This window comes from Streptomyces sp. NPDC031466 (assembly GCF_055581265.1).
In genome coordinates this window covers 206,577-218,887 of record NZ_JBVIJT010000002.1, presented here as the reverse complement: position 1 = coordinate 218,887, position 12,311 = coordinate 206,577, and the positions used below count along the sequence as shown (strand labels likewise).

Sequence of the window (12,311 nt, the reverse complement as noted above, 5' to 3'; positions counted from 1 at the left end):
GACGCGACAGGGCGGCGGCGGGGCACGACGGGGCGGGGCGGGGGCGCGACCCCATCGGGGCCGCGCCCCGCCGTGGGCCCGCTCAGCTCCCGCCTTCCGTCTCGGCGACGCTCCGGGCCAGCAGCTCGACGTACGCGGTGGTCCACGCCTCGACCGTGGCGCGGTCCCACAGGTCGGTCGAGAACTCCAGATAGCCGGAGAGGACGTCGCCCGTGGGGATCAGGCCGAAGTTGAACTCCGAGCGCGCGCCCGGCACCGCGAGGTCCTCCACCGCGGTGGTCAGGCCCGGCAGTTCGATGTCCGTCTCCAGCGAACTCTGGTACTGGAAGCCGAGCGACAGCCGCTCGGGGACCTCGGTGCCCAGCGCCTCCCCGAGGTCCGCCGCCAGCGTCCGGATCGGCGCCGCGTGGTCGAGGGCCCCGACCACGCCGCGCGCCACCTGGTCCACCAGCGCGCCGAACGTCGCGGCCTCGTGACCCCGGATCCGCAGCGTGAAGGACGACACCGTGCAGGCGGCGAGGGCCTCGAACTCCCGCCGCTCGCGGTTGGCGTGGGAGATGCCGAGGACGACGTCCGGCTCGCCCGCCACCTGCTCGACCAGGCGGGCCAGGGCCGCCGCCGTCACCACGAAGGGCGTCGTGCGGTGCCGACGCGCCAGCGCTTCCACGCCCGCCCGGGTCTCCCGGTCCACGGTGAACAGCACCACGTCGCCGGCGCCGCTCAGCTCCGCGGGCCGGGGCCGGTCCAGGGACAGCGGCAGGGCGAAGGGGGCGCCCTTCAACTGCCGGGCCCAGTAGTCGACCAGGCGGCCCTTGTCCCGCGTCAGGCCCTGCTCGCGCTGCCAGCGCGCGTATGCACCGGGCTGCGGCACGCTCTCAAGGAGGCCGAGCGGCTCACCGGTGACCTCCGCCCGGTACAGCGCGGCCAGTTCGCGCAGCAGGACGCTGACCGACCAGCCGTCGCAGGTCGCGTGGTGCAGGACGAAGAGCAGCGTCCAGCGGTCGCGGCCGACGCGGGCGAGCCGGAACACCGGCGCGAGTTCGGCGCGTATGTCGAACGGCACCGCGGCCGTGTCGGCGGCCAGGCGCTCCGCCTCCGCCGCCGCGTCCCGCGCCGAGCCGAGCCGGGCGACCAGGTCGTCCTCCGGCAGCTCGACCGGGCGGGGGCGCAGCACCTCCTGCCGCCACTCCCCCGTGCCCTCGTCCTCCACGAGCCGGGTGCGCAACCCCTCGTGCCGGGCGACGAGTCGGGTCAGGGCGCTCCGCAGCGCCGGGACGTCCAGCTCGCCGGTGAGGGTGAGGCGCATCGCCACGTTGTAGATCTGCGGGCGGGGGTGGGTCAGGTGCCGGGTGATGAAGGCGCTTTGCTGGGCGGTGACGGGGGCGGTGGCGACCACGTCGTCCGGGTCCTCGACGACTCCGTGCAACTCCCCGGGCCCGCCTGCCTTGCCTGCCGCCCCCGGCTCGGTCTCGCCCGTCTCGCCGGTGAGGTACGCCGCCATGGCCCGCAGCGACGGCTCCTCGTAGAAGCGGGCGACGGGGTACTCCACGCCGAACTCCTCGCGCACGGCGTTGACCAGGCGGATGGCCGTGATGGAGTGGCCGCCCAGCTCGAAGAACGAGGCGTCGGGGCCGATGGCCCCCGCGTCGGTCCCGAACTCCTCGGCCCACAGCTCCCGCAGGCGTGCCCAGACGTCCCGCCGGGCGGTGCGCGCGGGGGTGGGCGGGGCGGCGGGGCCGGTGGGCGAGGCGGTCAGGGCGGGCTCGGGCAGCGCGGCGCGGTCCAGCTTGCCGTTGCCGGACAGCGGGAGCGCGGGCAGGACGGCCCACGCGCGCGGCACGAGGTGGTCGGGCAGCCGCGCGGCCAGTTCCCGCGCCAGACGGTCGGCGACCTCCTGAGACGGTGCCGTCCCCACCGGGGGCGTCGCGGGGACGACATAGGCGGCGAGGCGGGCGTCGCCCCGCCGGTCGCGGTGGGCCAGGACGACCGCCTCGGCGACCTCGGGCGAGGCGTCGAGGGCCCGCGTGACCTCTTCGGGCTCGACGCGGAACCCCCGTATCTTCACCTGGTCGTCGGACCGGCCCCGGAACTCCAGGGCCCCGGTCGCGTCCCACCGTACGAGGTCGCCCGTGCGGTACATCGGCGCGGTGGCGCCCAATGGGTCGCGGACGAAGCGCTCCGCCGTCAGCTCGGGCCGGCCCAGGTAGCCGGTGGCCACCCCGGGTCCGCCGACGTACAGCTCCCCCACCTCCCCGGCGGGCACCTCGCGGCCGTGCGCGTCCACTACGCGCAGCATGACGTTGTCCACGGGACGGCCGATCGGGATCGGGGCGTCGACCGCACCGACGGGCGAGGCGCCCGGGGCGCCGGTGGGCTCCACCGTCTGGCTCGTGCAGAGCACGGTCACCTCGGTGGGGCCGTAGACGTTCACCGTCTCGTACGGAGCGCCGGGGCGCGGCCGGGTGCGCAGTACGTCGCCACCGATCAGCAGGTGCCGCAGCGGGGGCTGGCGGTCGTCCGGCAGCGCGAGGACGGCCTCGCCGAGCGCGGTCGGCAGGATGGAGAAGGTGATGTCGTGGTCGGTGTACCAGCGGGCGAGGGCGGCGGGGTCCTTGCGGACCGTGTCGTCGGCGACGACGACCGTGGCGCCCGCGGTCAGCGCGGCCCAGATCTCCAGTACGGCGGCGTCGAAGCTCTGACCGCAGACGGCCGCGCTGCGGTCGTCGGCCGTGAAACCGAAGCGCTCGTGGTGCCACTGGCACAGGTCCACGACGGCGCGGTGCGGGACGGCGACCCCCTTGGGGGTGCCGGTGCTCCCCGAGGTGTAGATGGCGAGGCAGAGCGAGTCGGGGCCCGGCTCGGCGTCCGACGGGGTGGCGCCGGTCGGCGCGGAGACCGACGGCAGGGCGTCGATGTCCACCACGGTGGTCCCGTGCGGCGGTGTCGGCCGCTCGTCCGTACGCCCCCCGCCGCTCACGACGAGGACGCGCGCGCCGCTCTCGCCGAGGATCGTCTCGGCCCGGGCCCTGCCCTGGCCGGGGTCCAACGGCACATAGCCGTGGCCGGACTTGAGGGCGGCGAGCATGGCGACGATCAGGTCCGCGCCGCGGGACAGCCACAGCGCGACCGGCGCCCCGGTGCCGCCCGCCCCGCGCAGGACGGCCGCGACCCGGCCGGCCCGCTCGTCCAACTCGCGGTAGGTCAGCGTCTGGTCGCCGCTGATCACCGCCGTGCGGCCGGGGGCCGCCTCGGCCCACCGCGACGTCAGGGCGTGCACGGTGCTGCGGGTCCGCCCGCGGACGGGCCCGTGCCGCCACGCGTCGGGCACGGCGCCGGTGCGGGCGCCCACCGCGTCGGCGAGGACGGCACGGAACGTCCCGAAGAGGGCGTCGACGGTCGCTTCGTCGAACAGGTCGGTGTTGTACTCCAGGTGACAGCGGATGCCGTCGGGCTGGTCGGTGAAGTAGACGCTGAGGTCGGTCAGCGCCTTGTCGGGCCCCGAGTCGAGCGGGGTGGCCCGCACCCCGGGCAGGTCGAAGTGGAACGGGTCGCCGGTCTCGAACTCGGCGAGCGTCTGGAAGACGGGGGTCCTGTCCAGCGCCCGCGCGGGGGTCAGCTCCCGGACGACCGCCTCGAAGGGCACCTCGGCGTGGTCGTAGGCGTCCAGGGCCACCGCCCGCACCCGGTCCAGGAGCGTGCCGAAGTCCGGGTCGCCCGAGAGGTCCACGCGCAGCGCCAGGGTGTTCACGAAGAAGCCGACGACGTCCTCGTACTCGGGGGTGCGGTCGGACATGGGGGTGCCGATGACGAGGTCGTCCTGCCCGGTCACCCGGCCCAGCGCGGCCGCGTACCCGGCGAGCAGCGTCATGAAGAGGGTGCTGCGCCGCTCACGGCTGAACTTCCGTACGGCGTCGGAGAGTCCGGTGTCGAGCGTCCGGAACAGGGCGCGGCCGTTCGATGTCATCACGCGCGGCCTCGGCCGGTCGGTGGGCAGGGCCAGGACCGGCAGGTCGCCGTCGAGCGCCTTCTTCCAGTACGCGAGGTCCTCCGCCGCCTTCGGACCGCCGAGGGAGTCGAGCTGCCGGCGGGCGTGCTCGGCGTAGGGGTGCGGGAGGGCGGGCAGCTCGGCCGCCGGGGCACCCGCGAGTTCCGCGCGGTAGAGGGCGGACACGTCGCGGGCGAGGACGGCGGCCGACGCCGCGTCCATCACGATGTGGTGCAGGGACAGCACGAGGACGTGCCGCTCGGCGCCCAGCCGGACCAGGCGGGTGACGAACAGGGGCCCGCTCGCCAGGTCGAAGCGGCGCTCGCTCTCCGCCTTGAGGGTGCCGGCGACCGCGTCACCGCCGCCCGCCGTGCCGTCGACGACGGCGAAGTCCACCTCGCCGGGTGCCTGCGCGAACTGCCGTGCCTCCCCGGCCACTTCGCGGAAGACCGTACGAAGCTGCTCGTGCCGGGCGACCAGGGCGCGCAGGGCCGACCGCAGCGCGCCCGCGTCCAGCGGGCCCGCCAGCTCGATGGCCTTGACCTCGTTGTACGCGGTGCGGCCGGGGAGCATGCGCTCCAGGAACCAGATCCGCTGCTGGCCGGGGGACAAGGGCGCCCCGGGGTCGGACACCGGCACGGGGGCGGTCGCCACCGATACGGGGGTGGTCGTGGCGCAGGAGCGGCGCAGGGCGTCGAGGTGGACCAGGCCGGCCCGCAGGGAGGTGGGCCGCACGCCGAAGTCGACCAGGGCGACGACCTCGTCGGCGCCCGCGGCACGCACCTCGTCCACGACGGGCCGCACGCTCTCGGGACTGCCGATGAGGGCGCGCTGGTCGCAGTAGCGGTCGTAGGCGCGGCGGAACAGGACGTCCAGGTCGTCCTCCGACATCGCCGACATGTCGACCTGGTGGCCCAGGCTGTTGGCGACCCCGCCGAACAGCGAGAGCGACGCCCGCATGTACCGCGACAGCGGTTCGCGGGCCTCGGCGCGGGCCGCCGCGTGGTCCTCGGCGAGGTAGGTGTGCAGGAGTACGGCGACGCGCCCCGCGTCGGGGTCCAGGCCGTGTTCGGCGCGCGTACGGCGGTAGAGGGCGACGTTCTCGCGGAGCCGGTCGATGCCCTGCGTCATGAGGTTGGTGACGATGCCGAGGTCATGGCGGGCGGCCAATACGTACGAGGCGGGGTTGCCGACGACGGCCGTGTACATGGGCGGGGCGTCCTGGACGGGGCGCGGGAACAGGCGCAGGTCGCCCTCCCCGTCGCCGGTGGTACGGCGCACCGTGTCGCCGCGCCACAACTGACGCACCTGGGCCACCTGTTCGTACATCTTCTCCTTGTGGGTGCCGAAGCGCTCGGGGAAGAAGACGAAGTCGTTGGCGTGCCAGCCGCTGGCACAGCCGATGCCGATCCGGCCCCCGGAGAGGTTGTCGACCATCGACCACTCCTCGGCCACGCGGATCGGGTCGTGGATCGGCAGGACGACGGAGCCGGCGTTGATGCGGACGCGGTCGGTCTCGCGGGCGAGGGCGGCGGCGAGCACCGCGGGGTTGGGGAAGAGGCCGCCGAAGGAGTGGAAGTGCCGTTCGGGGATCCACAGGGAGTGGAAGCCGTTGCGGTCGGCGAAGCGGGCGGTCTCCAGGAGGTGGTCGTACTTGCCGTGGCGGGGGCTGTTCTCGTCCTGCGGGTAGTCGCCGAAGAAGTAGACGCCGAAGTCGAGCGGGCGGGCGGGCGTACGTTCCTTCGCCTCGGCCCGGGGCACGGCGGCGGCCGCGGCGCCGTTCCAGGCCATGGCCTGCGGCCTGGACGCCGCCTCGGACCGGGGGCCGGGGGCCGTCGCCGTCGCCGCCCGAGGCGCGGGTGCTGTCGCCGCCCGAGGCGCGGGTGCTGTCTCCGTCCGGGGCGCGGGTGCTGTCTCCGTCCGGGGCGCCGCTTCCGCCGGCCGCTTCCGCTCCGGGATCGTGGCGGCCGGCGTCACCCGCGCCTTCGTACGGAAGAAGCCCGCGTCCCGCAGTTCCCGCAGGGAGCCCTTGACCGCGTCCACGATGAACTCGACGTCGTCGTCGCTGTGTTCGGTCGAGAGGAAGAAGTTGCGCCACTCCCACACGTGGACGCCGCGCAGCATGAGGTGGTGGTAGAGCAGCTCCATGTCCGCCCGGTGCTCGAACCGGAACATGGAGCCGAAATGGCTCAGGCTCAGCGCGAACTCCTCCGCCTCGAAGAAGGCGTTGAGCGAGTCGGCCAGGTGGTCGGTGCGGGCGTTCAGCCGCTCCTGGAGCCGCGGACTGTGCTCCTTCAGGTGGGCCAGCACGGCACGCGTGGCGACCATCGACACGGGGTGCTGGATGTACGTACCGCCGAAGAACGTCGTGTCGGCCGCGGGGTAGCTGTCGTCACCGTAGCTCCAGTACCCGCCGTCGATGCCGTCCATGATGTCGGCCCGCCCCGCGATGGCGCCGATGGGGAAGCCGCCGCCGAGCAGTTTGCCGTAGGTGGCGAGGTCGGGGGTGACGCCGTACAGCTCCTGCGCGCCGCGCGGCGCGGGGCGGAAGCCGGTCAGCATCTCGTCGAAGAGCAGCACGATGCCGTGGCGCGCGGTCAGCTCCCGCAGCCGGCGCACGAAGGCGGCGGGCCGCAGCGAGGGGTGGCGGCTCTGCACCGGCTCGACGACGACCGCCGCGATCTCGCCCGCCTGCCGTTCGATGACGGCGAGGCTCTCCTCGCTGCCGTAGGGCAGCACGAGCAGGTCGGCGACGGCGTTCTGCGGGATGCCCGCGGACATCGGGACGGTGGTCAGGCCCTCGCCGCCGGTGTGCGGGGAGCGGCCGAGGACGTTGTCGTTGTGGCCGTGGTAGGCGCCCTCGAAGGTGATGATCTTGGAGCGGCCGGTCGCGGCGCGGGCGAGGCGGATGGCGGCGGAGTTCGCCTCCGTGCCGGAGTTGGCGAAGGCGACGCGCTCCATGCCGGTCAGCTCGGCGAGCAGCTCGGCCGCCTCGCCGGTCTCGACGTTGCGGGGGCCGAGCTGGATGCCGCGCGAGAGGTGCTCGCGGACCGCCTCGGAGACGAAGGCGGGCTCGTGGCCGAAGAGCAGCACGCCGAAGCCCATGGTGATGTCGACGTAGTGGTTGCCGTCGATGTCCTCCAGCCGGGAGCCGTGCGCCCGCCGGCCCGCGATGGGGTACAGCATCTCCTTCGTACTGCTGCGGAAGCCGACCGCGGCCCGGCTGTCGGCGAGCACCCTGCGGTAGCGCTGGGCGATGCGCTTGGAGGTGGGCGTCTTGGCGGTGTAGCGCCGCACCAGGTCGTCCAAGTGGGCGCGCTGCGACGCGGGGGAGCCGCCGCGGACCATGCCGGAGGCGCGGGACACCTCCAGGCGGGGACCGTGCTGGGCGGGGCGTTCCGCCTCGGCGGCACTCCCGGCTCCCAGCTGCTCGGTGATGCGCCGCGACAGCTCGGCCATCGCGGCGAGGTCCTGGTCGACAGCCGCGGAGACGGAGCCCTGGCCCGCGCTCATCGGTTCGCCTGGGCGGTCTGGGCGGCCAGCAACTGGGAGAGCTGCCCCATCAGCTGGAGCTGCATCTGCGAGAGCTGGTGGACCTGGCGTACGAGGTCCTCCACCTCGCGGCGGGTGGCGTACTCGGCGCCGGGGGCGGGGGCGACCGCCGGGACCGGCTCGGGCGGGTACGCGGTGGACGCGGTCGGCGCGGGGGCGTATGCGGTGGGCGCGGGCGGAGCAGGCACGTACGCGGCGGGCGCGGGCGGCACGGGGGCGTACGCGGCGGGCGTGGGTGCCGGTGAGGCGGGGGTGTACGGAGCGGGGGCGGGCGGGGCCGGTGGCGCGCTCGGGGCCGGTATCACCTCCGGGGCGGGCGTCACCTCCGGGGCCGACGGCGCGCTCGGGGCGGACGACGCCCCGCCCCCCATCTTCCGCACGATGATCAGAGCGAGGCCCTTGGACGTGCCGGCCTCCTCGAACAGCTCCCGCATCGAGACCTTGACCCGGTGCTCCTCCTCCAACTCCCGCAGCACACCGATCATCTGCAGCGAGTCGGCACCGAGGTCGAAGAAGGAGGCGTCCTCCGCTATCTCGCTGGTGTCGTAGCTGAGGTGTTTCGCGGTGACCTTGATGATGTGCTGGAGCACACGCTCGACCGCTGCCTCGTCCTGTGCCACTTCGGCCCCATCCCTTGCCGGTTGTGCGGGCCGGGGAAGGTGGTTCTCCGGCCCTGTCCAGTAGTCCTTGTGCTGGAATCGGTAGCCGGGCAGGGGGATCCTGCGGCCCGCCCCGCCCATGAAAACCCGCCAGTCGACCGGCGCCCCGCGCCGGTACAGGCCCGCCGCCGCGTCCCAGAGCGGTGCGAGCCCGGCGCCGCGCCGCAGCGTCGGATACGCCGCCCGGTCCGGCAGTTCGCGCCGCGCGAGCCCGCTGAGCGTGCCGTGCGGGCCGGCCTCCAGCAGCGTGCCGACGCCGGGGTGCGCGGCGCCGACTTCGCGCAGCGCGTCGGCGAAGCGCACCGGCTCGCGCGCCTGTCGTACGAGGTAGTCGGCGTCCGGGAGCCAGCCGGGCGCCCGGGTGCGCCCGTCGAGGCTGCTCACGAACGGCACCGCGCACGGGCGGAACTCCACCCCGGCACACAGCTCGCGCAGCCCCTCCAGCACGGGGTCCATCAGCGCGGTGTGGAACGCGTGCCGCACCGGCAGCTCGCGCGCCGGGATGCCCCGCCCGGCGAGCAGGGCGGTGAGGCGCTCCACGGCGGCGGCCGGGCCCGCGAGGACCTGGCTGTGCGCGCCGTTGCCGACGGCGAGTTCCACGCCGGGCACCTCGGCGGCCAGCTCCCGTGCCGCGTCCTCGGCGAGGGGTACCGCGACCATCGCGCCGGGTGCGCACAGGCGGTGCATCAGCCCACCGCGCCCCGCGGTCAGGCGCAGCCCGTCCTCGACGGAGAGGGCGCCGGCCGCGTACAGCGCCGCGTACTCCCCCACGCTGTGCCCGGCGACCACGCTCGGCGTGATCCCGGACGCGCCCCACAGGCGTACGAGCGCGCACTGGAGGGCGTAGAGCGCGGGCTGCGCCACGTCGGTGGGCCACAGCGGCTCGGCCCCGTCTTCCCCCTCCGCCGCGAGCAGCGGGGCGAGAAGGCTGTCACCGCCGGTGAGCGCCGCGTACTGCCGCTCGCAGGCGTCCAGGACCTCGCGTACGACGGGAAAACGCTCGTACAGGTCGCGGGCCGCGCCCCGGTGCAGGCTGCCCTGCCCCGTGAAGAGGAACCCGGTGTCGGCCCCGCCGGTACCGGCTCCGTCCGCCCCTGGCGCGTCCCGTGTCGGGTCCGCGAGCCAGGTGTCGAGGCCGGCGGTGAAGGCGGCGACGGTGTCGCCCCGCAGCGCGAGGCGGTGTCTGCGGTGGGCGCGGCCGAGCGCCAGCGTCGTGACGAGGTCTGCGGGGTCCGTGCCGGGGTGGGCGCGCAGGTGGTCGCGGAGGGCGGACACGTTGTCGGCGAGGGCGGCCTCGGTGTGGCCCGCGACGACGAGGATGCCGGGGGGCGGCGGGGCGTCGGCGGGGCGCGGCGCGGGCTCGGGGGCCTCTTCGAGGACGACGTGGGCGTTGGTGCCGCCGACGCCGAAGGAGCTGACGCCGGCCCTGCGCGGCTCCTCGCCCCTCGGCCAGGGGCGGGCGGATTCGGGAAGGTAGAACGGGCTGGCAGCGAGGTCCAGGGCCGGGTTGGGGCGGCGGAAGTTGGCCATCGGCGGGATGACGCCGTGCCGCAGCACGAGCAGCGCCTTGATGAGGCTCGCCAGGCCCGAACAGACGTCGAGGTGGCCGATGTTGGCCTTGACGGAGCCGAGCGCGCAGTAACCGGTGCGGTCGGTGTCGGCGCGGAACGCGGCGGTGGCGCCCTCGAACTCGATCGGGTCGCCCTTGAACGTGCCGGTGCCGTGGGTCTCCAGGTAGCCGATGCTGCCCGCGTCGACACCCGCCCGGTCCAGGGCGCGCCGGATGGCGCCCCGCTGGCCGTCGGCGCTGGGGGCGCTGAACGCCCGCTTGTCGGCGCCGTCGTTGTTGACGCCCCAGCCCCGGATGACGCCGTGGACGTGGTCGCCGTCCGCGAGGGCCCGGTCGAGCCGCTTGAGGACGAGGGCCGCGACACCCGTGCCGCCGACGGTGCCGTCCGCGTCGGCGTCGAAGGGCCGCAGCCGGCCGCTCTTGGAGAGGATGGACCCCTTGACGTACTGGTAGCCGAGGACCTGCGGCACGTGGATCGCGGTGGCGCCCGCCACCGCGAGGTCGCACTCGCCGTGGGCGACGGCCTGCGCGGCGGTGGTCACGGCGACCAGCGAACTGGAGCACGCGGTCTGGATGTTGAGGGCGGGGCCGGTCAGGCCGAGGCGGTGGGAGACGCGGTTGGCGGTGAAGTCGGTGAAGTTGCCGACGGTGACCTGGAGTCCGGCGACCCAGTCGGCCACACCGGCCGGCAGGACGTTGTTCTGGAGGTAGGTCTGGAGGGAGTAGAGGTGGTAACCGGTGCTGGCGTAGACGCCGATGTCGCTGCCGCCGGCGCCTTGCCCGCCCGCGTATCCGGCGTCCTCCAGGGCGTGGTGCACGCACTCCAGGAACAGTCGCTGCTGCGGGTCGGTGATGCGGGCTTCGTTGGCGCTCATCCCGAAGAAGCCCGGGTCGAAGCCCGCAATGCCCTCCAGGGCGCCGCTCGCCCCGACGAAGTCGTCGGCGCGGTACTGCTCCTCGCTCACCCCGGCGGCGGCCAGCTCGGCCTCGGTGAAGCGGCGCACGCGGTCGACGCCGTCGTGGATGGTGCGCCAGTACTCCTCCGGGGTGTCCGCGCCGGGCAGCCGGAAGGACATCCCGACGACGGCCACGGCATCGCGGGCGGTGGCGGCACTCATCGGGCCTCACTCTCGACGGAGGGCACATCGCGCGGCGACGGGGCGGGCGCGGTGGCACGCTCGCGGCCGTACCGCACGAGGACGACGAACATCGCGAGGCACAGCGCGATCGCGAGGCCGTGCAGCAGACCCACGACCTGGAGCGGGCGGAAGTGGTCCAGGAGCGCGCCGCTGACGAGCATGCCGAGCCCGAAGCCGGTGTTCTCGACGGAGGCGGAAAGGCCGAAGAGCCGGCCGCGCTGCTCGTCGGGGGCCGCCTGGAGCCGGCTGACGTAGGCGATCTCGGTGAGCCCGTCGGCCATGCCGGCGACCAGGGCGGCGGCGACGGCGACGACGGTGGGCAGCCCGGCGAAGACGACGATGAACGCGGCCGACATCACGCAGGCCCCGATGGCGAAGGCCCGCTCGCCCGGCCCCTGCCGCCCGTCGCGTCCCGTCCACAGGCGCCCGCAGAGCTGCTGCATGACGATGTTGCCGATGGCCCAGGTGGCCCAGAACTGGCTGACGAACGTGGCGGGGTGGGACGGGTCGAGGGCGCTGGAGTAGACGGGCAGGGCGACGTTGTGGGACGAGGAGCCGAGGCCGTCGGCGGCCCGGACGGCGATCATCACGGCGAGGACGGGCGCGGCGCGCAGCAGCACCAGGGAGCCGGCCCGCCGCGGCTGCTCACGTCCGGCTTTGTCCTCCCCGCTCTCCGAGGCCCGGGCCGCCTTGGTACGGATCGGCAGGGCGAGGAGTACGCAGGCCGAGACGGCGAAGGAGGCGGCGTCGAGGGAGATGGCGGCGGTATAGCCGAGCTGGGCGACGATGAGTCCGGCGGAGGCGAACCCGGCGATCATGGCGAGGGAACGCCCGGTGGCGAGCAGGGAGTTGGCGCGTACGCGCAGCTCACCGCCGACGATCTCCGGGATGCTGCTGCGCAGGGCGACGCCCGAGAGGGTGGAGCAGAACCCGGTGACGACGGCGAGGACGTACAAAAGCCCCGCCCGCCCTGCCTCAGGAGCGATCAGCAGCGCTACCATGGCCAGGCACTGCGTGAGATCGGCGCCGACCATCAACCTCTTGCGGTCGTACGCCGAGACCAGCCGTCCGCTCACAAAGCCGGATACGACGCTGGTCATCAGGCGCACGGCCATGAAGAGCCCGGCGGCCAGAGCGCTGTCGGTCACCTCGTAGATGAAGACGTTCAGGGCGACCATGTTCAGGTAACTGCCGTACGCCGAGACGCCGTTCCCCACGACGAGCAGGCGAAAGTGCCTCAACGTTCCCCCTGGTCCGCCTCTGTACTGGCCCTGTGGTGCTTCTGCGCCGCCTCGTGCTGCGGCTTCACACTCACCCGCCCCGAAGCACGCCTAAAGTCACCCGAGTTGGTGACTTGACAGGTCCTGAGGCGCTCGGTACCGCGAGCCTCGGTGAGGCGTCCGGCG

The 12,311-nt window shown here is 74.3% G+C and carries 3 protein-coding genes; all 3 read right to left on the bottom strand.

What is annotated here, in order from left to right; all coding sequences use genetic code 11:
- Nucleotides 1–82: 82 nt before the first annotated feature.
- From ACZ5GP_RS03800 to ACZ5GP_RS03790, 3 genes are read right to left on the bottom strand one after another with little or no spacing between them, the layout of a single operon-like run.
- Entirely contained in the window at nt 83–7,498 is a 7,416-nt protein-coding gene (locus ACZ5GP_RS03800) for a MupA/Atu3671 family FMN-dependent luciferase-like monooxygenase (protein ID WP_468749237.1), read from the bottom strand.
- Nucleotides 7,495–10,884, bottom strand: coding sequence for a type I polyketide synthase (locus ACZ5GP_RS03795; protein WP_468749236.1), 3,390 nt, complete (start codon nt 10,882–10,884; stop codon nt 7,495–7,497). Before ACZ5GP_RS03795 ends, ACZ5GP_RS03800 begins: the two co-directional genes overlap by 4 nt.
- A complete protein-coding gene (locus ACZ5GP_RS03790; protein WP_468749235.1) occupies nt 10,881–12,146 on the bottom strand; it encodes an MFS transporter in 1,266 nt (421 codons plus the stop codon). The genes ACZ5GP_RS03795 and ACZ5GP_RS03790 overlap by 4 nt, the downstream gene beginning before the upstream one ends.
- Nucleotides 12,147–12,311: the final 165 nt, after the last annotated feature.